The sequence below is a fragment of the Corallococcus aberystwythensis genome (genome assembly GCF_003612165.1).
Classification (GTDB): Bacteria; Myxococcota; Myxococcia; order Myxococcales; family Myxococcaceae; genus Corallococcus; species Corallococcus aberystwythensis.
Genome location: NZ_RAWK01000155.1, coordinates 1 through 23,993 on the forward strand (window position 1 = coordinate 1; position 23,993 = coordinate 23,993).

A 23,993-nucleotide genomic window follows, 5' to 3' on the forward strand; every position below is an offset into this window, starting at 1 on the left:
GAAGGGGAGGAGGGACCTCCCACGGGGCACTCGGCCATGGCGGGCACCGTAGCGCCCTGGGCGCGTCCGTCATCCCCGGCCGGGTGACAGGTGTCCGGATTCCTTCAACCCGCAAAGCGAAAGGCCGGCCCCGCGTGATGCGGGACCGGCCTTCCTTCACGGCTCAGCGTGAAACGTCAGGTGCCTACTCGACCGGGCGAACCTGGACTTCCATCACGGTCTGGTCCGCGTTCGTCGTCAGCACCTCGATGATGGTGCCCGTCTTCGGGACCTTCACGCCGCCGTACGGCTGCGTGGCGTACCAGAAGGTGTTCGTGTCGTTGAACACCGGCACCGCGGGCTGCGAGGGGTACTCGTTGCGCGGGAAGCCGTTGGGCTTGAGCGACAGCGGGAAGCTGGGGTCCAGACCGAACGTCGCGTCGTGCGTCTGCACGCGGCCGGACCAGTAGCGGCCGTCGCTGCGCTGCAGGGGCTGCGGGCGCGAGTCGATGGGCAGGATGCGGCCCTCACCCGGGTGCTGGGACACGTTGTTGTTCGACTGGGAGGTGTCCCAGTACGTGACGAGCAGGCCGGGGTTGTACGAGTAGCGCTCCGCCCAGTCGACGAGGCCTTCCGAGCTGAAGCCGTAGTTGTAGGGACCCGTGGCCAGACCCTCGTCGTAGCCGCGGAACTGACGCCACTCGGCCAGGTAGTAGTTGTCGTAGAGGGTGTTGGTGCCGTCCGTGACGAAGAACGTCGACTTGTCCCACCACTTGTGGCCCCACTCGCCGTCGTCACCGAAGACGTAGGTGTTCTTCGCCCACAGCTGCACGAAGTCCACCAGGAAGCCCTTGTTGAACTCCGCCGCGTCCGTCTTGTAGCGGATCTTCAGCGTGACGGTCTTGCCCGCGTGGGCGGACAGGTCGAACTCCAGCGGCATCCAGCCGTTGGACGTGCCGGTGATGCCGTTGCCCAGGTTGTTGCCCCACGGGTTCGTGGTGCGGCTCACGGGGCTCGCCAGGTTGACGAACGGACCGCCCTCCACGGAGAGCGCGACGTAGGCGTAGTCCCAGTCCTCCTCGATGTCGAACCAGGTCTGGAAGGAGAAGGTGATGGGCTTCTTGTTCGGCAGCTTCACCGTCTTCTCCAGCACGCGGTCCAGGTTGTTGCCCTGGCCGCCCTGCCACATGCCCTGGCCCTCGAACGGCGCCGTCGTGGGCTGCACGACAGGCTTGCCGGGCAGCTTCACCACCAGCGCCTGCTTCGCGTTCGCGGACGTGAACTCCGCGGGGCCCAGGTTGTGGTACGAGTACAGGCCCGCGGTCGTGGTGGCGTAGTCCAGCCAGCCCAGCTGCAGCTTGTCCCACGCGAAGAAGTCACCCGGGCGGCTGCCGATGTCCTTGGTGCCGTCGTTCAGGTACGAGCCGGACGACATGATGGTCCAGAAGCCCGTCCCGTTGTCCGCCGCGTTCGTTGTGTCGTAGTGATCCGGCAGGCCCAGGTCGTGGCCGTACTCGTGCGCGAACACGCCCAGTCCGCCGTTCTCCGGCTGGATGGTGTAGTCGCCCACCCACTTGTCCACGCCCGTGCCGAAGCGCGTGCCGCCGTTCTGGTTGTACGCGGGGCCGATGCCGTCCGCGCTGCCGCCCGTGCTGTAGGCGAACCAGCGGTGGCTCCACACGGCGTTGGGGCCCTGCTCGCCGCCGCCGACTTCCTCGCCCATGCCGGCGTGGACGATCTGGAAGTGGTCGATGTAGCCGTCCGGCTCGTCGAAGTTGCCGTCGCCGTCGTAGTCATACCGGTCCCACGTGTCGAACGTGTCCAGGTACGCCTTGATCTCCGCGGGCGTCTTGCCGGCGGCCAGCTGGCTGTTCGTCCACGCCTTGATGGCGTCGCTGATGAGCGGCCACACGGAGTTGGAGCAGCTGGAGCTGCCGCACAGGTTGTTGCCGTAGCGGGCGGCGTTGTAGGGCACCTTCACCCACTCGGACACCGTGCCCGACACGGTGTAGCGGCCGGAGGAAGCGGCCTTGTAGAAGTTCGCCACCGAGTCCGCGCCGGGCGTCGTGTCGAAGTAGAGCTTCTCGAAGTGCGCGCGGTCGTAGTTCGGCTGCCAGATGGTGGTGTTGTCCACCGACCGGTCCGGCTCCGGAATCGCGTTGTGCAGCGGGCCGGGGATGTTGCCGCCCGGGTTGGTGGCGGGGTTGCCGAACACCGGGTGGATCTGCGTGCCGTACTCCACCAGGATGACGAAGATGCGGTCCGTGCGCTGAAGCTCCAGCTCCACGAACTTGCCGTTCGCCAGCTTCTGCACCCGGCCGGGCTGACCACGGCCTTCCAGCCGCTGCTGAAGCGCCTGCGCCTTCAGCTCCTTCTGCTGCTCTCCCAGACGGTGGGGCAGGTCATCCGTGATGTCCTGAACGACGGACTTGCGCAGCGACGCGGACGGCGCGGCGATGTCGGGTTGCGGCTTTTCGTACCAGGCGCGCTCCGCGTACGCAGCCGGGGCCGCGAGCGAGAGCAGGCCCAGGGCCAGCCAAGACGGGTTCTTCCGCATTGCCACTCCTTCAACGGGGTCAGGTCAGACATCCCGGCGGTGTCCGGGAGAGCCCACTTTCTAATGGAAGCCATGCCCTATTGGGAAGACCGGGAGATTAAATTTTTCTTGCAAGGACGGAGAGAGTCATTCGTTCGCTGGCGATCGAAAATTCAAGATTGGGGAGGGGAGGGGGGTGGGTGAAGGACTACGTTGCCGGTCCGTTATGGCGCGTTCACGTCCCGTCGATCCCCCGCTGCGGCGGGATGTCCGGCTCCTGGGCCGGCTCTTGGGTGAAGTGTTGGTGGAACAGGAGGGCCAGGCCCTGTTCGACAAGGAGGAGGAGGTCCGCCACCTGGCCATCCAGCGCCGGCGGGGGCCGGTGGCCGGACGACGCGCCGCGGCGGCGGAGCTGGCGGCGGTGCTGCGGCGGCTGCCCTCGGAGCAGGTGGAGCCGGTGCTGCGTGCCTTCTCCGTCTACTTCCAGCTGGTGAACCTGGCGGAGCAGCACCACCGCATCCGCCGCGCCCGGGCCCACGCGAGCCCCACCGCCGCCCGGCCCCAGAAGGGGTCGCTGGAGGCGACGCTCATGACGCTGAAGGCCGCGGGCGTCAGCGCGGACAAGGTGCGTGAAACGCTGGGGACGCTGAAGGTGACGCTGACCTTCACCGCGCACCCGACCCAGGCGGTCCGCCGCACGCTGCTGGAGAAGCTCTACCGGCTGGCGCAGCTCCTGGAGGAGCGCGACCGGTGCGCGCTCACGCCGCGCGAATCCGCCGCGAACCTCACGGCCATGCGCGAGGAGATCACCGCGCTCTGGCAGACGGATGAGCTGCGCCGCGAGCGCCCCACCGTGGGCGACGAGGTGAAGAACGTCCACTGGTACGTGGAGGAGATGCTGTCGGAGCCGGTGTCCCGGTTGCCGGAGGCGCTGGACTGGGCCTTCGAGCGCGCCTACGGCGAGCCCCTGGGGGTGCTGGACACGCCCGTGCGGGTGCACTCGTGGGTGGGCGGCGACATGGACGGCAACCCGCTGGTGACGCCGGAGGTGTTCGCGGACACGCTGCGCGCGCACCGCGCCCGGGGCCTGCGGCTGCTCTTGCGCGACGTGGAGCGGCTGGGCGGGATGCTGTCGCAGTCGGAGCGGCACGCGCGCCCCACCCAGGAGCTGGAGCGCTCGCTGGAGGAGGACGCGAAGGCGCTGCCGGACGTGGCGAAGCAGCAGGGCCCGCGCACGCTGGGCGAGCCGTGGCGCCGCAAGCTGCGCTTCATGGAGGAGCGGCTGTCGCTGGCGCTGGAGCACGTGCTGGCGCGGCGGCAGGGGCGCGAGTCCACGCTGCCGCCCGGGGCCTACCGTTCACCGGAGGCGCTGGGCGACGACCTGGCGGTGCTGGAGCGGTCGCTCTTCGCGGCGCGCGCGGAGCACGCGGGCCTGCGCGAGGTGCGCCGCATGTCCGAGCGCGTCCGGGCGCTGGGGCTGGGCCTGGGCGAGCTGGAGGTGCGCGCGCCCGCGGAGGACGCGGTGAGCGCGGCGGCGTCCTTTGACGGCGGACCGGCCCCCACCGAGGGCGGCAAGCGGCTCATCGAAGTGCTGGCGAAGCTGCGCGAGGGCCAGGACGAGGGCGGCGAGTCCGTCTGCCGCACGCTCATCCTCTCCATGGCCTCCACCGCGGACGACGTGCTGGCGGCCTTCAAGTGCCTGAAGCACGCGGGGCTCTGGGACGCGAAGCTCCAGTGCGCCACCGTGGACGTGGCGCCCCTCTTCGAGCAGCTGGGCGCGCTGGACGGCGGGCCGGACGTGCTGCGCCAGCTCTTCGCGCACCCGGAGTACCGCCAGCACCTGAAGGGCCGGGGCGTGCAGGAGGTGATGGTGGGCTACAGCGACTCCGGCAAGGAGGTGGGCCTGCTCGCCGCGAGCGCCGCGCTGTACCGCGCGCAGGTGGCGCTCACCCACGTGGCGGATGAGCACGACGTGCCCCTGCGGCTGTTCCACGGCCGGGGAGAGACGGTGGCGCGCGGCGGCGGCCCCGCCCAGACGGCCATCCTCGCGCTGCCGCCGGGCACGGTGGCCGGGGCCTACAAGGCCACCGAACAGGGCGAGGCCATGGACCACAAGTACGCGCGCCCGGAGCTCACGCAGCGCACGCTGGAGCTGGTGGTGGGCGGCGTGCTCCTGCACACGCTCGACGCGCAGCCGCGCCCGTCCCCGGAGGACGAGTCCACGTTCCGCGCCACCTTCGATGAGCTGGCGGAGGCCGGGCGCAAGGCCTACCGCGCGCTCGTCTGGGAGGACCCGCGCTTCGTGGAGTTCTTCATGACGGGCACGCCGGTGGAGGAGATCGCCGCGCTGCCCATCGGCTCACGCCCCAGCAAGCGCAAGGCGGGCGGACTGGACACGCTTCGCGCCATCCCGTGGAGCTTCGCGTGGACGCAGACGCGCGCCATCCTCCCGGCCTGGTACGGCGTGGGCAGCGCGCTGGAGGCGTACGCGGCGACGCCCGAGGGCGCGGCGCTCCTGCAGCGCATGTACAAGGAGTGGCCCTTCTTCCACGCGGTCATCGACAACGTGACCATGGTGCTGGCCAAGACGGACATGGCCATCGCGGCCCGGTACGCGAAGCTCGCCCCCGCGTCCACGCGGCCCCTGTGGCTGCGCATCCAGCAGGAGCACTCGCGCACGCGCCGCGCGGTGAAGACGCTCACCGGCGAGGCGAAGCTGCTGGACAACAACCCGCAGCTACAGCGGAGCATCGCGCTCAGAAACCCCTACGTGGACCCGATGTCCTTCCTCCAGGTGGAGCTGCTCAAGCGCAAGCGGGACGGGGACGCGGAGTGCGACAGGCCGCTCCTGCTGGCGCTCAACGGCATCGCTGCGGGCATGCGGAACACCGGTTAGAGAAGAGACCATGGCCCAGGAGACCTTCGTCGTGGAGGAGATCAACCCCAAGCACGGCTTCGCGCGCGTGCGCCCGGAAGAGGGCACGGGGTGGCTCCATACCGCCCTCTATCCGGATCCGGAGTTCACCCGGGCGCCGCCCTTCCAGCTGCGCAAGGGGGACCGGGTGCAGGGGCTTCGCCGGGGGCAGACGGTGTCGGAGGTGGCCTGGCTCACGCGCGTGGAGCCGCCCTGGGAGGAGGTGGAGCGCGTGGCGGAGCTGCTCGCGCTCCTGGAGCGCTGGGAGATCCGCATCCCCCACGAGGCTCGCGTCCTGGCCGAGCACGCCTGGCGTGACAGCAAGGAAGACCCGCTGCGCGACGAGCTCCAGGCGCAGCTGCCCACCTTCTTCGACCTGGAGGGCGCCCACCCCTTCGAGGACCCGACGTTGCTGGAGCGGCTGTCCGCGGCCATGCAGCCGTACCTGCCGGGCCTCGCCCTCCAGCCGGTGCAGGGCCAGCCCGCGGTGCGCGTGGAGCCCGGTGCGGTGGAGGTCCAGGCCGGAGTGGGGAGCTGGGACGTGCCCCAGCCCACCTTCGCCCCGATGATCGCGGAGGTGAACGCGCGGCTCGCCGCCGCCGGAGCCCCCGTGCGCTGGGTGCCCACGCGCGAGGACTGGATGCTCGCGCCCCCCGCGCTGGCCGCGCTGTTGCAGAAGCACGGCCTGCTCTAAGGTCAGTAGCCGTAGGAGCCGCTGCGCACGTCCACCAGCCGGCCGTCGCGGAAGGTGGCCACCTGCATGAGCCGGTGGGGCCCGAAGTTGTAGGTCCACTCCTCCACGGTCGTGGAGGTGGTGACCTCCGTGGAGGCCTCCTCGCGGTCCTCGCGGGTGCGGCCCGTGCTCACCTTGCTCTTGTTGGTCACGTACTCCGTCCTGGTCTCCTTCGTCACGGGCTCGCCGCACTTGGCCAGCGCGTCCGCCTTGGACGCCCCTTCCGACACCAGCTTGTTGTCACAGCGCAGCGCGGACGCGTGGACGAGCGAGGGCAGGGCGAGGCAGGCGACGACAAGGGCGAAGGGCAGGGTGCGCATGGAGGAGAGCTCCGGGAGGGGAGAAAGACGGGGAATGCCGCCTTGACGCGGCGGCCCCGAAACTATTCAAACCCCTCGTGTGCTTTCCATCCGGGCAGGCGCTACAGGCCGCCCTTCGCCTTGAGGACCCGCGCCACCTCGGCCGCCATGACCCGGTGACCTTCTTCAGACGGGTGGATGCCATCCACCTCCAGCCCGTCGATGAAGAGGTCCACGTTGCCCGGCTGCCGCGTCACGGCCTCCAGGTCGATGATGTCCGCGCGGGTCAGCCCGCGGATCCACGCGTTGAATTCGTGGCGCTGGGCCTTCATCAGCTCGACGTCGCCGCCGCCCTCGCCCATCTTCTCCTTGGGCAGCAGCGTGCTCACCCACAGCCGGCACCTGGGCTGGAGCTGATCCAGCAGCTGCGTCATCCGCTGCTGCAGCTTCGGCACCGTCATGCCCTCCGCGGCCAGGTCGTTGACGCCCAGGAGGACGATGCAGTCGGTGACGCCCTCCAGGGAGAGCACCTCCTGTGGCAGCTGGAGGTTCGCGTCCCAGAAGCCCTGCCCGGACGCGCCCGAGTTCACCACCGGCACGCCGAGCTGCTTCTCCACGAGGCCCGGCCACGCGTTGCGCGTGTCGTTCCACGTGTCCGTGTAGCCCTCCGTGATGCTGTCCCCGATGGCGACGAAGGCCCGGCCCGCCGGGCCCTCCACGTCCACCGTGGCCACGCCCACCGCCTGCTCGAAACGCTGCCCGCCCAGCGCGCCCTGCGTCGTCGCGGCGCTGCCGCTGACGGACCAGCTGTCCGGGAAGGCGTTGATCTTGCTCATGCCCAGCGACCCCTTCACCTCGAAGGAGATGGCCAGCTCGTCCCGGAACGCCACGGGGAACGCCACGGGGTCCGACGTCACCAGCGTGCGCGCGTTCGCGGTGAAGCCCGCCTTGCCGCCGAAGGAGAGCGTCACCGGCGCGGACGCGAGCGCGCCGTTGGCGCCAGCCTTCGCCACCGTGGCCCGCTGCAGCGTCATGCTGCCGTCGCCGGAGCGGAAGGTGATGCGCACGCGGCTGCCCGCGCGCCCCACCGGCACCTTCATGCGGTAGGTGGTGATGCTGCCCGCATACCCGTTGATGCGCAGGGCCTGGTGGAAGCCGGGCTGGAACCGGGTGGCCGGAGGCGCCACGGGCGGCGTGGCCTGCACCCGGCGCCCGTCATGCAGCGTCAGCGCGGGGGCCGCCTCCACGGCGTCCGCGGGCGCGGTGACCTCCGCGCCCAGCTGGCCCGGCCCGAAGGCCTCGTCCGGCGCGCCGCCGTCGTCCATGCCCCCACACCCCGCCAGCAGCCCCAGGGCCCCGAAACATCCCCAGCGCAGCGCGTTCCTCAGACCCATGCCCACGACCTCCCGGCGCAAGACAATGTGCACGATGTGCCTTGGTGGCGACCCGGGGATTCATGGCTCGCGCCAATCCCCAGGGCCCTGAACATCCCCGCGCGCAGGCACGGACGGCGCATGCCGCCCCCCACGCGGTGGCGGGACGGGCCCCTGGAGGACCCGCGCACTCGCCACCCCGGGTGGGACGCTTCCTTCGCGTGGGTAAACCGTTGCCTTAGGGGACGCAGGCGCCCACGTCGCCGTTGTTGGTGATGGCCCGGCAGGCCGCGCCGTTCGCGCACCCCGGCGAGCCCGCGGGCGTGCGGCACAGCGTCCTGCACGCCCCGCTGCTGCCGGTCATCACGCAGGTGCTTCCCCGTGAACACTGGTTGCTGAACTCGCACGTGGCGCCCTCGCCGAGCGAGCCCTGTCCCGCGCACACCGGACCGTTGGCGGCCGGGTAGCAGCCCAGCGGGCTCGCGCAGTCCTGCGCGAAGGCGTCGCACGACGCGGACGCGGGGCCGCACACCAGCGGCAGCTCGCGCGTGCCGGCCAGGCGCAGCACGGTGTTGCACTCGCCGGAGCCGCAGCTGGAGGACGCATGGCACAGCTTGCGGCAGAAGAACCCCGTGCCGCCGTCGTTCTGCGACTCGTCCTTGCAGTAGAGGCCCGCCGCGCACGTGTCGTACGTCTGTCCCGGAGGCGACTCGGCCAGCGTGCAGGGCGCGCCTTCGGTGGCGGTGCCCGCCGCGACGCACTGGCGCTGCGTGGACCCGCCATCCAGCCCCACGTAGGTGCACCGCTGGCCGGCCGGACAGTCCTGGCGGACCACGTCGCACGCGCCCGCGAAGCACTGGCTGCCCGTGCCTCCATCCGGAAGGTCCGTGTACAGACAGCCCTGGCCCGCCGCGCAGCCCTCCTGCTTCGCCACGTTGCAGGCGAAGTCGGAGCTGCCGCCGCCACCGCCGTCACCCGCATCGACAGTCCCGGAGTCTCCGGCGTCCGTCCCGGAATCCAGGGTAGTGCCCGCATCCGTTGACGGGCGGACAGTTTCTCCGTCATCGCAACCCGCCACCCACAGCCCCAGCATCAGGGCTCCACCCAACAACACGAGACGTGCGCTCATCCGGAAACTCCTGGCGTCGAAGTAGCCTGGGACTTACACGACGTGTTCCGTCGTCCGGGGGCCCTTGAACCGGGCCTGGAAACCAGCCGACACTTCCGGTCCGAGAACCGAGGGGGTCAGGGTGCTGCGCATGAACACGAAGTTGGATGGACCGGTGGAGCCAGACCCGTACATGAACCGCCGCGCCGAGGAGCGCGTGGCGGCGCGGTTCGAGGTGCGTTTCGAGCAGGCGGAGGACGCGGCGCGCGCGCTGCGGGCCTACTCGCTGAACCTGTCCGCCGGTGGGCTGTGCCTGCGCACGCGCAAGTCCTACGACGTGGGCTCGCAGGTGCGGCTGGCCATGATGGTGGACGGCGAGGAGTTCCACCTCACCGGCATCGTCGCCTGGGTGCGCGACGAGGCGGAGGCCATCGGCGTGCGCTTCATCGACGTGAGCGAAGAGGACCACGAGCGCCTGCGCCGCGTCATCGCGAGCTTCAAGCGCTGAAGGCGTCTCACCCGCGAAGGGGCCCGGTCAGGACGCCGGGCCCACGCGGCACTGCTTTCCGCTACCGCTGGGCCTCGTACTCCGCGTGGCGGAACACCCCGGAGTCCCCCTCCACGTACCCGCACGCCCGGTAGAAAGCGCGCGTCTCCTCGGTGACGTTGATGGGGGCAATGAGCTGCAGCTGCTTCACGCTCAGCACCTTGCCGCGCTGGGCCACCTGCGCGAGCAGCGCGCGGCCCACGCCCCGGCGGCGCCAGCCCTCGGACACGACGAGCTCGTCCACGGTGGCCACGCGCCCGCGCAGCCGCAGCTGCGGCCGGTGGGAGAAGGACACCATGCCCACCGCGCGGTCCTGTGGGTCGCCCGCGACGAAGATTTCAATCTCGGGATGGCTGATGACCCAGTGCACCGTCTGCTGATCGGTACCCTGGGGATAGCCCAGCTCGCGCAGCAGCTGGGCCATGACCTCGGCGTCACCGCGACGCGCGCGGCGGATGCGGAAGGCGTTGGCGTCTGGGGCGGGGGTCATGGTGCGTACGATGGGCTGGGACACGGAAGTTGCGATTCTAACGACTGGGCCGCCGGCCTCCAAAGAGGAACGGCGGCCCGTGTGACTTTCCGTGCCCGGTGGAATGCGGGCGGCCTTACGGCTGCTCGCGGCAGAGGGAGCGGAGGGCGGTGGTGATGTCGTTCTGCTGGGGCACGGACGCCAGCTCCAGCGCGTCCGCCAGGCCGATGCCGGGGATGAACTTGCCGGCGACCAGCCGGGGCGGCGCGAGCAGCGAGTAGAACAGCTCCTCCACGGTGCGCCGGACCAGGTGCTCGCCGAAGTTCGTGACCTCCGTGTCCTCGTTGACGAAGAGCACGCGGCCCGTCTTCTGGACGGAGGCCTTGATCATCTCCCAGTCATACGGCCAGAGCGAGCGCAGGTCGATGACCTCCACGCTCAGTCCTTCCTCCGCCAGCTGCACGGCGGCCTTGGTGCACAGGGGCATGGTGCGGCCGTAGCTGACGACGGTGGCCTGGGTGCCCTCGCGCACGAGCTTGCCCTTGCCAATGGGGACCGCGAACGCCTCCAGCGTGGGCCACTGGGGCTTCCACTGCGTGCGGTCACCCAGCGGCGCGTCGATCATCTTCGACAGCGCGCGGTCGTCCTCGGGCTCGCCGGGGATGCGCTCCTCGCCCTTCACGCGCAGGAGCGCCTTGGGCTCCAGGAACATGACGGGGTTGGGGTCCTGGCAGGCGGAGATGAGCAGGCCGTACGCGTCCAGCGGCGTGGAGGGCATGACCACCTTCCAGCCGGGGATGTGCGTCATCGTCGCGTCGAAGGAATGCGAGTGGTACAGCGACCCGCGGATGCCGCTGCCCACGGGCGTGCGCACCACCATGGGCACGGCCCAGTCACCGTTCGTGGACCAGTGCGTGTTGCCCACGAGCTTGAGCAGGTCGATGGTGTTGTAGATGTAGTCGCAGAACTGGATCTCCGCGACGGGGCGGTTGCCCGCCATCGCCAGGCCCATGGCCGCGCCGATGATGCCGCGCTCGTCCAGGGGGCTGTTCCACGCCGTCTTCAGCCCCTGCGTGCAGGTGAAGACGCCGCCCAGGGGGGCGCCCACGTCCTCGCCGAAGATGTCGGTGACGCCCAGGTTTTCTTCCGCGTAGTGCAGGGCCATGCGGATGGCCTGTGCCATGTTCGCCATGGTTATTTCTTCTCCGCGTAGATGTGTTCCCAGATGGAGTCGCCAGAGGGCTGCGGCTCGTCACGCACGGTGCGCGCGGCGGCGGCCAGCTCCTCGGAGTAGCGGTTGCGCGCCTCGTCCATCTGCTCGCGGCTGAGGACGCCTTCCTGCTCCAGCCGCGCCTCGAACAGGCGCAGGCAGTCCTGCTCCTCGTTCACGAAGTTGGCGCCGGACGCGGAGGAGTGCCCGTACAGGCGCGACACGCGCGCCTCGATGAAGAAGGGCTTGCGCTCCTTGCGCACGTACTCCATCGCGGCCTGGATCTCCTGGTAGGACTCCACCGGATCATTGCCGTTGATGGTCTTCGCCTGGATGTTGAAGGCGCGCGCGCGGTCGCTGATGTTCGTCTCGCCGTGCTGGCCGTCCGACGTGGTGGAGATGCCCCACTTGTTGTTGGTGACGATGATCAGGATGGGCAGCGGGTTCGCCGGCCGGCTGCTCCAGATGAGGCAGCTGGCGAAGTCGCCCTCGGCCGTGCCCGCGTCGCCACCGGTGACGATGGTGATGCCGTCGCCGCCGTGGCGCTTCTGGGCCATGGCCGTGCCCGGCGCGATGGCGTACTGCACCTCGATGGGGGAGGTGACCGGGGCGATGTTCTTCGAGCGCCGGCTGAAGTGGCCCGCGAAGTTGCGGCCGCCGGAGTAGGGGTCCGTGGCCGTGTTCTTCATCTGCCGCAGCGCCCCGATGGGCTCCTCGCCCATGGCCAGCAGCGTCGCGGACTGGCGGTAGTGCGCGTGCAGGTAGTCGTAGGCCGGGCCCTCGCCGACCTTCATCAGCATGCCCAGGGGGACGTTGAACGCCTCCTCACCGGGGCCGCCGATCCAGAAGTAGCCGTGGCCCTGCTTGTACATCTGGATCAGGCGCTCCTCCAGGACGCGCGCCTTCACCATCAGGTCATGGATGCGGATGAGCTGCTCTCGGGGCAGGGAGAGCGGCGCGGAGTTTTCTTTGATCAACCGGGGCCGTGACACGGGCGGAGGACCTCGAAGGGGAAAGAAAGGGACGCCCCTATACTCCGAACGCGGCCTCCCGACTCAAGGACCCTGATGTCACAGGTGTTCGCCGTCACCGTTCCGGCCCCCGGGTGGCGCGACGCGGCAATGAGCGCAACTCATTCATGACGCGTGATGGGCTGCTTCCCGGGAGCGAACAGCGGCTCCTGGTGCGGGCTGCTCGCACGGCCGCTGGGGGGCCCAAGGAAGGGGCGCTCCCCTCGGGAATCCCGACAGGTGGACTCCTCGCGTCAATCAGGAAGTGAGATAGAGTCCGCGCCGCCCCCGACCCGCGTTCCCCGCGCGGGCGCTCCCAGGTGTGCCTTTGTCCCGTACGAACACGCGCCTCGACCCTGCCCCTGATTCCCCAGACGCGGATGACGCGTCCTCCGACCCGGCGCACGGGACCCCGCCCCCTCCACCGGAGTACACGGGAACGCACTCCCGGGAGCTCACCGCCCTGCGCGGGGAGAACACGGCCACCCGGATGACCGGGGCCCTGGGGCTGCCGGCCACGGAGCCCACGAGCACGGTCATCGCGCCCCTGGAGGCGGGAGAGCTGCCCAACGTGGCGGCCATCCGCGGGCTGCGGTTGGATCAGCTGCTGCTGCTCACCACGGGCGCGCTGGTCATCATCATCGTGGGCCTGCTGGCCGCGCTGTCGGCGAAGACGACGGAGGCGCAGCTCACCGCTGCGTCGGACCGCTTCACCCAGCGGCTCCAGTCGCAGGCGCGCGAACTGGGTCAGACGGTGAGCCACACGCTGGCGCTCACCTCCGCCACCAGCCTGCGTGACAACAACTACGCGTTCCTCACGGAGGTCGCGCGCTCCATCATCGCGGACAACCGCAACATCCTGCGCGTGCAGATGTTCGACGCGGACGGGCAGCTCGTCGCGGACAGCGACCCGGCCGCCAAGCTGGGGGAGTCCTCCGGCGGCCGCACCGCGGAGCGCCGCTGGGCCAGCGCCTTCTTCAACGGCCAGCCCGTCTTCGAGTTCCAGGAACCGCTCGACTACGGCTCGCAGGGCGGCAAGGGCGTGGTCGTCATCAGCTACTCGCTGGAGGACCTGCAGAAGCAGCTGCACGAGCTGGAGGAGACCAACCGCGCCGCGGTGCGCGCCAACACGCTGCGCATCGTGGGATTGGGCGTGGGCTTCGTGGTGTTGGCCGGCGTGCTGGCCGCCTTCCAGAGCCGCCGCATCACCAAGCCGCTGGGCGTGCTCACCCACCGCGTGATGCAGCTGGCCGCCGGTGACCTGGGCGCTCGCGCGGGCACGGCGCCGGGCGCGGGCCGCGAGGTGACGACGCTGGGCGTGGTGTTCAACCACATGGCGGAGCGCATCAAGGTCCTGCTGGAAGACGTGCGCGCCAAGGCGCAGCTGGAGCGCGAGGTGTCGCTCGCGCGCACGGTGCAGGAGACGCTCTTGCCGGGCCGCGAGGCCGTGACGGTGGGGCCGCTGCGCCTGGCCGGACTGGTGGTGCCCGCGGACGCGTGCGGCGGCGACTGGTGGTTCCGCGCCGCGCTGGATGACCGGCGCGTGGTCATCGGCATCGGGGACGTGACGGGCCACGGCCTGTCCACGTCGCTGGTCGCCACCAGCGCCACCAGCGGCTTCGCCTCCGCGATGACGCTGCGCGAGCCGTCGCAGGTGCACGCGCAGATGCTCATCACCGCGCTCAACGTGACGCTGGCCAACGTGGGCCGCGGCGAGCACCAGATGTCCAGCGCGCTGGCGGTCATCGACGTGTACAGCGGCAGCATCGACTACGCGGCGGGCGCCCACCCGGCGGCGGCCATCTACAACCGCAACACGCGGCAGATGGCGTCCCTGCCGGCGCGCGGTCCGCTCCTGGGCGCGAACGTCGCCTCGCAGTTCACGTCACGCCAGGCGCAGCTGAGCCCGGGTGACATCATCGTCTGGTACACGGACGGCCTCACCGAGGCGCGCGACGGAGCCAACCGGCTCTATGGCACGCAGCGCCTGGCCGCCGCGCTCCAGACCCACGCCCACCTCCCCGCCGACGCCCTTCGCGACGCGCTCCTCGCGGACGTGCGCGCGTACAGCGCCGGTCAGCCCCAGCGCGACGACATCACCGTCATCGTCGCTGAATTCAGCCCCGCCCCCTCTCCGTGACGAACCGCATGCGCCCATTCATCCGTCCCCCGCGCCGCGTCTCCACCGCGCTCGTCCTGCTGGCCACCCTGGCCGGTCCTCCGACGGCGCTCGCCCAGTTCCGCCCGCCGCCCGCCACCGAGGCGCAGCGCATGGCGGAGCAGGGCGACCAGGCGCTCGTGTCCGCCAACGCCGCCCTCGCCAAGGGCGACAAGAAGGAGGCCGAGGAGAAGTTCAAGAAGGCGCTCCAGCTCTTCGACCAGGCGCTCACGCAGGAGCCGCAGTCCGTGTTCGCTGCCGCGGGCCTGGGCAGCGCCGCCAACGCGCTCCAGGATTTCCAGCGCACGGCGGCGCGCGTTCAGCCCGTGTTCGCGCAGAACCCCCAGGACCTGTCGCTCGCGTACCCGCTGGGCACGGCGTACTTCAAGCTGCGCCGCTTCCAGGACGCCGTGCCGGTGCTGGAGCAGGTGGCCGCGGCGAATCAGCCCGACCACCTCATCGTCCACTACTACCTGGCCAGCTACTACCTCTACGTCCAGGACGGGAACCGGGCCGTGACGCGGCTGCAGCGCTACCTGGCGCTGCGCCCGGAGAAGCTCGCGGGCAACGACTTCCAGATCCACGAGCTCGTGGGGAAGGCGCACCTCCTCCGCCGGGACGCGGTCTCCGCGCGCGCCTCGTTCGAGAAGGCGCAGGCGGGCAGGGCCGAATCCGCGACCGCGCAGATTGGCCTGGCCGCCGTGCTGGAGATGGAAGGGCACGTGCCGGAGTCCCGCGCGCTCCTGGAGCGGCTGGTGACGAAGTTCCCGCAGGTGGCGGAGCCGAAGGAGCGCCTCGCGCGGCTGTACCTGTCCGCGGGTGACGTGCCGCGCGCGGACATCCAGGCCACCGCCCTGATGAAGCTGGGCGCCACGCCCGCCGCGCACCTGCTCCTGGGTGACGTGCGGCTCGCGCAGAAGCAGCCCGCGCAGGCGGAAGTGGAGTTCCGCAAGGTGCTGGAGCTGCAGCCGGGCCTGCTGATGGGGCAGATCGCCGTGGGCAAGGCGCTCCAGGCGCAGGCGCGCCACGAAGAGGCCATCCAGTTCCTGGAGTCCGCGGTGAAGTCGGGCGGCGGCAGCCTGGAGCTGTGGGCGACGCTGGGCTCCGTCAACCGCCGCGCCGGGCGCTACCAGCGCGCGGTGGAGGTGCACCGGCGCGTGGTGGAGATGGCCCCGCGCCAGGCGCTGGGGCACATGTTGCTGGGCGCGGATCACTTCGCCACCGGCCAGTGGGACCAGGCCATCGAGGACTACGGCAGCGCGCTCCAGGTCGAACCCGGCCACCCCGGCGCCAAGCAGTGGCTGGCCCGGGCGCTGGCCCACCGCGCCCGCGACCGCGCCGGCACGCAGCGCCTGGACGACGCCGTGCGCGACCTGCGCCGCGCGTATGACCTGGACCGCTCCGTGCCCATGGCCCGCCGCCTGGGCGCGGCGCTCCTGGACAGCCGCCAGTACGCGGAAGGCCGCAAGGTGATGGAGGGCGCGGTGACGCTGCCGGGCGCGACCTGGCGCGAACACCTGCTGCTGGGCTACGCGCGGCTGGGCAGTGGCGACGCGCAGGCCGCGCTCGCCGCCTTCACCCAGTCCAGCGAGTCCACGCAGGAGCCGGATCAGCGCGCGGAGGCGTCCGCGGGCGCCGCGCTCGCGGAGGTGGAGCTGGGCCAGGTGGACGCCGCCGTGCAGCGGCTGACGGACGCGGGGCCCTCCAAGACGGCCTCCAGGGTGGCGGAGGCCAACCTGCCGCGCGTGCTGGTGCGCCGGGCCCTGGCGAAGCTGGAGGCCGGAGACGCGGCCGCGGCGAACCGGGACCTGGACGCGGTGGACCGCCTGGGCACCGGCAAGCGCTCGGACCTGGCGAAGCTGGCCGCCTTCGCCCGGGCGCTCACGCGCGCGGAGGAGGGCAGGTTCGCGGAGGCCTCCGCGGGCCTCAAGCGCTCGCTCACCCCGGCGCCGGATTGGGCGTGGCCCAACACGCGCACGCTCGCGGATGCGTACGTGCTCTACCGCCAGGGCAAGGTCGCGCCCGCGCGCAAGCTGCTCACCGCCGCGCAGAAGAAGCCCATGCCCGGGCAGCCCCGGTGGATGGGCCACCTCACCGGCGCGCTGCTCCGCCGTGAAGCGGCGCTCGCGTACGCCTCCGGCAACATGAAGGCGGCGGAGAAGGCGCTGAAGGCCGCGCTCGCCGCGTCACCGGACGACGCGCTGGTGCAGCACAACCTGGCGTGCGTGGACTGGCGCCAGGGTGAAACCGCCTCCGCGCTCACGACGTGGAAGCGCCTGGAGCCCTCCATCGCCGTCGCCTCGCTCAACCTGGGCATCGACGCGCAGGAGCGCCGGCATGAGCCCGCCGAGGCCGTGGAGGCCTGGCGCCGCTACCTGGCTTCGGGCGCGGGCCCCCGCGCCGCCCAGGTGCGTGAATGGAAGGACCGCTTGCAGGGCCTCTACGGACTGGGTGACGCACAGGGCGTCACGCCGGCCACCGGGATCGCCGAGGAGACGCCGTGAAGACGCCATTCCTTGTCGCGCGGGGGAGCCTCCTGCTCGCCGCCGCGCTGTTCGCCGTTGTCATGGCCCGTCCCGCGTCCGCCGCGCCGAAGAAGGCCACGCTGGGCGTGTTCCTCGCCACCACGCTGTCGGACGGCCAGGAGCGCTTCCAGTACGCGGAGGCCCTGGCCCAGAAGCTGGAGTCCAGCCTGGGCCGCCCCGTCTCCGCCAAGAGCTTCGGCCGCTACGAGGACTTCTCCAAGGCGGTGGGGGAGGGGCAGATCGACTTCGCCGTGGTGGACGGCTGGGCCGCGGTGCAGCTGGGCGCCAAGGCGCAGCCCGTGGCGTACGCGCCGCGCGCCGGTGAGACGCAGCAGCGCTGGGCCATCATCTCCACCCAGAAGGGCACCGTGAAGGACCTCGCCGGCAAGCGCATGGCGCTGGTCAAGGGCGCGGGCCCCGCGGATCCGAAGTTCGTCTCCCACGTCGTGCTGGGCGGCGACCTGGACGCCCAGAAGCACTTCAAGCTGGTGCCGGTGCCCAACGTGGAGTCGGCGGTGAAGATGCTGGAGGCCAGGGGGGCGGAGGCCGCGCTCGTGCCGGTGGCGTACGCGCCCAAGGACATGCGGGTGCTCTTCAAGAGCGCCCGGGTTCCCGGCGCGGTGCTGGTGGACCTGAAGGGCGGGGCGGACGCGTTGTCCCAGTCCCTGTCCTCCGTGGGTGCGGTGGCCCCGTTCGACGCCTTCGCCCGCATCCAGGGCCGCGAGTTCGAGGACTTCCGCAAGCTCGTCACCCAGGGCCCTCCGCGCCGGCAGCCCGTGCTCGCGGACGCACCCGACCTGCGGGTGGAGACGCCGGTGCTCGTCCAATCCGAGTCGCTGGGTCCCGCGCTGCCGCCGTTCGCGGACGACCTGGCCGTCTCCGCCGAACAGCCGGATGACTGATTGCGCCGTGGGCTGATCCACGCACGGCGGCCCCCGCCGCCGTGTGCGTGTTTCACTGGATCGGCAGCCATGACTTGGCCTTAGGCGAGTTATTGCGGTAATTTGAGAAGTCGAGCGGAACGCCACCGTTCAGGGGTGGAAACTCCCCCCTGTGGACGATTGCCAGTCGCACCGGCTCTGGATCCTGGCGCAAGAACCGCGGACGTCCCTGCTTCCCCTCGTGGAATTGAGAACGATGGACTCGACTGAGTACGGTGGGCCGCGCACCAACGCGGTGAAGGGGTTCGCAGGTCGGCTGGGCGCGCGTGCGTGCCTCACCCTGGTGGTCTGCGCACTGTCCCTGTTCACGGTGGAGACGGCCCGGGCCCAGGAGGCCCAGGAGCCCGCCGCCAAGACGCGGACGAAGGCCACCCGCAAGCGCGCGGCCACCACGCCGGGAGCGAAGGCTGCTACCCCCGGGGCGAAGCCTCCGCGCACGGCGAAGACGCGCCGGGGCGCGAAGACGCCGCCTCCGCCCGTGGAGCCTGACTTCACTCCGGGAGACACGTCCGCCCCGCAGGAGCCGGCGCTCGCCACCGAGCCGCCGCCCGCGCTTCCGGCCCCCATGGCCGGCCCTGGCCCGGGTCCGTCCGTGGCGGATCCGCTGCCCGTGGCCTCGCCCGGGACGCCCACCCCGTCGCCGTATGACGGGCCGCTGACCTCCGACATCCCGTCCAACCCTCCGCCCGCGCCCGCCCTGGGCTCGAGCGCGGTGCTGCCGTCGTCGCAGCAGCGCCCGGCCGACAACGTCCCGGACCGCGCGCCCTTCACGGAGCCCACCCCGGACCGCGCGCTGCCCCCGCCCTCCAGCCTCTCCGGCCTGGACGGCCCGGACCTGGGCGGCGCCGACGACCTGGAGAAGAACATCAACCTGGCGCTGAGCGAGGCCGTCGTGACGACGGCGTCCAAGCGCAGCCAGCGCATCTCCGACGTGCCCCTCACGGTGTCGTGGATCCCGGCGGAGGAGCTGGAGGGCACCGGCCAGTTCTCGCTCTGCGAGGCCATCCAGTACTTCCCCGGCATGGAGTGCCGCCGCGGTTCCATGCGCAAGGCGGCGGTGAGCGCGCGCGGCCTGGGCTCCAACTACCTGTCCAACCGCCTGCTGCTCCTCAAGGACGGCCGTCCGCTGACCGACCCCTGGACGGGCCAGTTCTACGCGGATGAGACGACGCCGATGACCAACCTCAAGCAGGTGGAGGTCATCCGCGGCCCGGGCTCGTCGCTCTACGGCTCCAACGCCTTCAGCGGCGTCATCAACATCATCGAGCGCCAGCCCGCGGACCTCATCGCCAAGGGCCAGAACGTGGGCGCCGACGCGCGCATCCTCGCGGGCCAGGACAAGACGTGGCGCCTGCAGACCAACGTCGCCGGCCGCGGCGGTCCCGTGGAGGCGCTGCTCGGCTACTACGGCTTCGGCTCGGACGGCCCGGAGCTCTTCAGCAACCAGCAGCTCAACCAGAAGGACACCAACGAGGACTCGCTGGTGCACCAGGTGAACGGCAAGGTCCGCGTGGGGCCGCTCGCGCTGGACGCGGACTTTACCGACGGCAACATCGGCCGGCCCGGCGGGCAGAACATCTCCACCGTGGGCAACTGCGGCCGCTGCCACTACACCGCGCAGGACAACGAGCACGTCCAGAACCTCAACGCCGCCCTGCAGCTGGATCAGCAGGTGACGGACAACGTGCGCGTGTTCGCCCAGGCCTACACGTTCTTCAAGCGCCGCAACGTGACGCTTGAGAACGAAATCACCGGCGCGCTGGAGGACACGCTGGGCAAGCGCAGCCGCATCGGCGGCGAGGCGCGCGCGCTGTTCTCCCTGGACAAGCTGTCCGTCACCGTGGGCGGCGACGTGAAGGCCGACCAGGTGAACAACCAGAACGTGCTCCCCGGCCTGACCCTGGACGACACGAAGCAGACCATCCTGGGCGGCTTCTTTGACGCGGAGTACCGCATCACGGAGCGGCTGGTGGTGGGCGGTGGCGCCCGCTACGACAGCTACCAGATCCCCTCCAAGGTCTGGGAGGCGAAGACGGATCAGGTGTCCCCGCGCGCCAGCGTCGTGTTCCACGCCATCCCGGAGCTGCTCACGCTGCGCACCAACTACGGCCGCGCCTTCCGCGCGCCCACGCTGGCGGAGCTGGCCATCAACCAGCAGATGTACGCCGCGACGCTCCTGGGCAACCCGGGCCTGCGCGCGGAGACGCTGGACACGGTGGAGGCGGCGGTGGACTTCTGGCCCATGGACCGCAGGGTTCGCCTGACGGGCACGGGCTTCTACAACCGCGCCCGCAACTTCATCAATCAGGAGCTCCTCTTCGGCTCCACGTCCCAGTTCAAGAACCTGGGTGACGCGCGCGTGGCGGGCTTCGAGGCGGAAGCGGCGGCGCAGGTGCCGTCCCTCAACTCGTCCTTCGACGTGGCCTACCAGTTCCTGGACGCGCAGGCGCTGCCCGTGGGCGGCGGGGCCAGCTACCCGCTGGACTACGCGCCCACCCACCGCGTGTACCTGCGCGGCCGCACCAACATCGGCAAGTTCGCCTTCGTGGAGCTCTACGGCCTGTTCGTGGGCCCGCGCTTCGACCCGGGCTTCGTGGTGGATGAGAACGCCGGCACCACCACCCGCGTGAAGCTGCCCAGCTACATCACCGCGACCGCGCGTGTGGGCTTCAACGTCCACGAGCGGGTGGCCGTGTCCCTGCTGGGCACCAACCTCTTCAACGCGAAGTACGAGGAGTCCCACGGCTTCCCCGCCCCGCCGCTGGGTGTCTTCACCGAAGTCCGGCTCCATTATTAGGGCCTGGTTTGGATACCGTCGCCGCCGTGAAGGATGCCCCCCTGAAGTTGACACCGGAATCGACGCTCACGCCGGAGGCGCTGGAGAAGGCCTCCGGGGTGCTGGCCCGGGACGGCCTGTTGCTGGGGCGCGGTGACGACGCGGCGCCGCACCTGGTGCTGTTCGACGGGCGGTTCACCCCCGCCCACGCGGCGCTCCTGGAGCGCAATCCCCCGGTGCTGCTGCTGGCCACGCGCGGCGAGGGCGGCCAGCCGTCCGCCTGGGAAGCGCGCCTCTTGAGCGTGCTGCTGCGCGGTGAGCCCATGATCCCCAAGGAAGCCGCCACGTCCGTGGCGTGGCTGGGCAGCGTGGCGGAGGTGACGGCCCTGGGCGAGCGCGTGGCGGACACCGTCCTCAAGGCCGGCGGCTCCCGATCCGCGGCCAGCCGGGTGGCGGATGTCATCCATGAGATTGGTGTGAACGCGCTGCTCGACGCACCGGTGGACGCGGGCGGCGAGCCGAAGTACGCCCACCGGCGCGGACAGGTGCAGTCGGTGGCGGAGGAGGATCGCTGCCTGCTGTCCTGGGCGGTGGCGGACGGCCGGGCGTGGCTGGAGGCGACGGATCGCTTCGGCCGCTTGTCCGTGTCACCGCTGGTGCGGGTGGTCAAGGCGTGGGGTGAGAAGGCGCAGGTGGATGCTTCGGGAGGTGGCGCGGGCCTGGGTCTGCGGCGCATCCTGGAGCACAGCGACGCGGTCGCGGTGCGGGTGACTCCGGGGAAGCGGACCCAGTTCGCCTGCGCGGTGGACCTGGGGGACGCGCGCCGCCGGGCCGCGCAGCCCAAGTCGCTGCTGTTCTGTCTGGAACGAGGGTAGGCGGGTGGAGAGCCAAACTTCCAATGCCAGCATCACCTCCCTGCGCGTGGGCAGTCTGACCCACGTGCGCGTGGCCGGGGTGATCGACGAAACCTTCCCGCTCTCGCCAGCGTCCAAGGGCCTCCAGGGCCTGGTGGTGGTGGACCTGGGCCTGGTGGAGCGCATCAGCTCCTTCGGCGTGCGCCGGTGGATTGAGTTCGCCGGCCATCCGCCACAGGGCGTGTCGGGGCTGTACGTCGTCAACGCACCGCCGGTGGTGGTGGATCAGCTCAACATGGTGGAGGGCTTCGCGGGCGTCGCGCGCGTGCTCTCGCTGCTGGCGCCGTACACGTGCCGCTTCTGCAAGGAGGACCGGCTGCGGCTGGTCCGCCTGGTGGAGGAGAGCAAGGTCGTGGAGGCGGGCGGTGCGCCGCCGCACCACTGTCCGGTGTGCTCCCAGCCGCTGGAGTTCGCGGACGAGCCCACGGAGTTCTTCGACTTCGCGCGCCGCCAGCAGTTCAACGCGGTGGACCCGGCCGTGCTGCGCTACCTGCGCGCGGGCCTCCCGTCCGAGCCGTCGGAACTCTCCTCGCACCTGAAGATCGTCCAGGACGACATCACCTTCATCACCCTGGCCAGCACGCTCAAGGGCGACCTCAACGTGCGCCGGCTGGCGTCCGGCCTGGAGGGGCGCGTCGCGTTCGACTGCTGCCACGTGAGCACGGTGGAGCCGGAAGCGCTGCCGCGCATCGAACAGGTGCTGGAGGTGGCGTCGCAGGGCGCCCAGGTGGTGCTCTGCCGCGTGCCGCCGCCCTTGTTGAGCGTGCTGGCGAAGTCCACCAAGGCGCTACCGGCGAAGCTGGCCACGCTGTGGCTGCCGTGTGACTGCCGCAACTGCGGCCAGGTCACCCACCAGCGCATCCAGACCACCGAGTACCTGGAGGTCCTGCGCGCCAAGGGCACCCTGGACCGCGTGTGCCCCGTGTGCGGTGGCAGCGCCCGGGCTCCAGCGCTCGCGCAGTTCCAGGGGTTGCTCGCGCGCACGCCGCTCACGGACAAGCCGCTGGACGACATCGAGGCGCTGGAGCAGCGCGCGCTCAGCCAGTACCTCTTCGGCTCCACCAACGCGGACCCCGGCGCGCGGGGCACGTCGCCCACGGACGTGCACGGCGGCAGCGCGCGGCTGCAGATCATCCGCCGGCTGGGGCAGGGCGGCATGGCGGAGGTCTTCCTCGCCAAGCAGCAGGGCGTGAAGGGCTTCGAGAAGTTCGTCGTGATGAAGAAGATTCTCGCGCAGTTCGCCGAGAACCCCGAGTTCGTCGACATGCTCTTCGCGGAGGCCCGCGCCAACGCGCGCCTCACGCACCCGAACATCGTCCAGACCTTCGACGTGGGCGTGACGGACGGCGTGGCGTACATCCTGATGGAGTACGTGCGCGGCCCGGACCTGAAGCGCCTGCTCACGGAGCTGCGCCGCAAGGGCATGGCGCTGCCCCTGGAGCACGCGCTGCGCATCGTGGCGGAGGTGGCCGCGGGCCTGCACTACGCGCACGCCTACGTGGACCCGTCCGGCACGGCGCACCCGGTGGTGCACCGCGACGTGAGCCCCCACAACGTGCTGGTGTCGCTGGACGGCGCCATCAAGCTGTCGGACTTCGGCATCGCCAAGGTGCAGGGCGAGGAGCAGACGCAGGCGGGCGTCATCAAGGGGAAGATTTCGTACCTCTCCCCGGAGGCCGCCAGCGGCCGCCCGCTGGACTGGCGCAACGACGTGTTCGCGCTGGGCGTGGTGCTCTTCGAACTGCTCACCGGCCAGCTGCCGTTCCGCCGCGACCACGACGCGGCCACGCTCGCGGCCATCGTGCGCGAGCCCGCGCCGGTGCCCTCGCAGCTGAAGCCCCACATCCCGCAGGACGTGTCGGACCTCATCCTGCGCGCGCTGGTGAAGGACCCCGCGCGCCGCACGCCCTCCGCGGCGGCGATGCGCGAGGAGATTGAAGCCGTCATCGCGCACCACCGGCTGTCCTCGTCGCCCGCGTCGGTGGCGCAGTTCTTCAAGGAGGCGCTGGGCGACCGGCTCTCCGAGTACGCGCCGTCATCCATCGCCGGCTCGGGCACGGGCTCCAACCCCCGGTCGCTGATGCCGGGGACGGGCTCGCACCCGCGTGCCCCGGGCACGGGCTCCGGCAGCGACATGCGGGCCCCGTCGGACCTGTCCCGGCCGCCCGTGCGCGGCGGTTCCGGCAGCATGCCCCGGATGGAGCCGCCCCCCGTGGCCTCCTCGCCGGAGGCCGCCGAGCGTGGCACCGAGGTCGTCTCCGTCACGGATCCGTCGCGTCCCCCGATGGCTCCGCCCGTGGCGATGCCTCCGGCGGCCCCGCCCGTGGCCGCGCCCCGTCCGTCGCGCCCGGCCGCGCCTCCGCCCGTGTCGCCGCTGCCGGCACCCACCGCGGTGCGCCCGGCGGCTTCCGCCAACGTACCCACGCGCGTGGGGCCTCCGCCTCCGGCGCCCGCGCGTCCGTCGGTGGCGGTGCCCTCCGTGGCGCCCCTGACCGCGGCCC

Annotated in this window: 16 protein-coding genes; 9 read left to right on the forward strand and 7 right to left on the reverse strand. The window is 71.2% G+C overall.

All coding sequences use genetic code 11. From position 1 onward, the window contains the following. Positions 1 to 184: 184 nt before the first annotated feature. The gene (locus D7W81_RS24410; protein WP_120557794.1) at positions 185 to 2,536 is read right to left on the reverse strand and encodes an immune inhibitor A domain-containing protein; all 2,352 of its coding nucleotides are present in this window, start codon (positions 2,534 to 2,536) and stop codon (positions 185 to 187) included. Between the two features lie 205 nt (positions 2,537 to 2,741). On the opposite strand from D7W81_RS24410, the gene D7W81_RS24415 reads away from it, so the two are divergent. Next, positions 2,742 to 5,411, forward strand: a complete 2,670-nt coding sequence (locus D7W81_RS24415) for a phosphoenolpyruvate carboxylase (RefSeq protein ID WP_120557795.1) — start codon at positions 2,742 to 2,744, stop codon at positions 5,409 to 5,411. A gap of 10 nt (positions 5,412 to 5,421) precedes the next feature. Then, entirely contained in the window at positions 5,422 to 6,123 is a 702-nt protein-coding gene (locus tag D7W81_RS24420) for a hypothetical protein (protein WP_120557796.1), read from the forward strand. Between the two features lie 2 nt (positions 6,124 to 6,125). On the opposite strand, the gene D7W81_RS24425 is transcribed toward D7W81_RS24420, so the two are convergent. From D7W81_RS24425 to D7W81_RS24435, 3 genes are all read right to left on the reverse strand, one after another. Continuing rightward, positions 6,126 to 6,482: a DUF2845 domain-containing protein gene (locus D7W81_RS24425; protein ID WP_120557797.1), complete on the reverse strand. Its 357-nt coding sequence runs from the start codon at positions 6,480 to 6,482 to the stop codon at positions 6,126 to 6,128. Positions 6,483 to 6,583: 101 nt separating this feature from the next. Further along, a complete protein-coding gene (locus tag D7W81_RS24430; protein WP_120557806.1) occupies positions 6,584 to 7,855 on the reverse strand; it encodes an SGNH/GDSL hydrolase family protein in 1,272 nt (423 codons plus the stop codon). Positions 7,856 to 8,072: 217 nt separating this feature from the next. Then, positions 8,073 to 8,963 carry a hypothetical protein gene (locus D7W81_RS24435; RefSeq protein ID WP_244227393.1) on the reverse strand — a complete coding sequence of 297 codons (891 nt, stop codon included), beginning with the start codon at positions 8,961 to 8,963 and terminating at the stop codon, positions 8,073 to 8,075. Positions 8,964 to 9,093: 130 nt separating this feature from the next. On the opposite strand from D7W81_RS24435, the gene D7W81_RS24440 reads away from it, so the two are divergent. Further along, positions 9,094 to 9,450, forward strand: coding sequence for a TIGR02266 family protein (locus tag D7W81_RS24440; protein WP_120557807.1), 357 nt, complete (start codon positions 9,094 to 9,096; stop codon positions 9,448 to 9,450). A gap of 61 nt (positions 9,451 to 9,511) precedes the next feature. On the opposite strand, the gene D7W81_RS24445 is transcribed toward D7W81_RS24440, so the two are convergent. The 3 genes from D7W81_RS24445 to D7W81_RS24455 all read right to left on the reverse strand — a co-directional run bounded on the left by D7W81_RS24445 (position 9,512) and on the right by D7W81_RS24455 (position 12,160). After that, a complete protein-coding gene (locus D7W81_RS24445; protein ID WP_167508092.1) occupies positions 9,512 to 9,979 on the reverse strand; it encodes a GNAT family N-acetyltransferase in 468 nt (155 codons plus the stop codon). Positions 9,980 to 10,094: 115 nt separating this feature from the next. Beyond that, the gene (locus D7W81_RS24450; protein ID WP_120557800.1) at positions 10,095 to 11,150 is read right to left on the reverse strand and encodes an alpha-ketoacid dehydrogenase subunit beta; all 1,056 of its coding nucleotides are present in this window, start codon (positions 11,148 to 11,150) and stop codon (positions 10,095 to 10,097) included. 2 nt (positions 11,151 to 11,152) lie between these two features. Continuing rightward, positions 11,153 to 12,160, reverse strand: a complete 1,008-nt coding sequence (locus D7W81_RS24455) for a thiamine pyrophosphate-dependent dehydrogenase E1 component subunit alpha (protein WP_120557801.1) — start codon at positions 12,158 to 12,160, stop codon at positions 11,153 to 11,155. Positions 12,161 to 12,506: 346 nt separating this feature from the next. Here D7W81_RS24455 and D7W81_RS24460 point away from each other — a divergent pair, with 346 nt between their 5' ends. From D7W81_RS24460 to D7W81_RS24485, 6 genes are all read left to right on the forward strand, one after another. Continuing rightward, a complete protein-coding gene (locus D7W81_RS24460; RefSeq protein WP_120557802.1) occupies positions 12,507 to 14,318 on the forward strand; it encodes a PP2C family protein-serine/threonine phosphatase in 1,812 nt (603 codons plus the stop codon). A gap of 8 nt (positions 14,319 to 14,326) precedes the next feature. Beyond that, complete coding sequence (locus D7W81_RS24465) at positions 14,327 to 16,840, forward strand: tetratricopeptide repeat protein (protein WP_120557808.1); 2,514 nt, start codon at positions 14,327 to 14,329, stop codon at positions 16,838 to 16,840. After that, positions 16,837 to 17,763: a PhnD/SsuA/transferrin family substrate-binding protein gene (locus D7W81_RS24470; protein ID WP_120557803.1), complete on the forward strand. Its 927-nt coding sequence runs from the start codon at positions 16,837 to 16,839 to the stop codon at positions 17,761 to 17,763. The genes D7W81_RS24465 and D7W81_RS24470 overlap by 4 nt, the downstream gene beginning before the upstream one ends. 235 nt (positions 17,764 to 17,998) lie before the next feature. After that, positions 17,999 to 20,599, forward strand: a complete 2,601-nt coding sequence (locus D7W81_RS24475) for a TonB-dependent receptor plug domain-containing protein (RefSeq protein ID WP_120557804.1) — start codon at positions 17,999 to 18,001, stop codon at positions 20,597 to 20,599. A gap of 47 nt (positions 20,600 to 20,646) precedes the next feature. Continuing rightward, positions 20,647 to 21,453 carry a hypothetical protein gene (locus D7W81_RS24480; protein ID WP_244227394.1) on the forward strand — a complete coding sequence of 269 codons (807 nt, stop codon included), beginning with the start codon at positions 20,647 to 20,649 and terminating at the stop codon, positions 21,451 to 21,453. 4 nt (positions 21,454 to 21,457) lie between these two features. Continuing rightward, a partial coding sequence (locus D7W81_RS24485) for a serine/threonine-protein kinase (protein WP_147445600.1) occupies positions 21,458 to 23,993 on the forward strand: 2,536 nt, incomplete at its 3' end.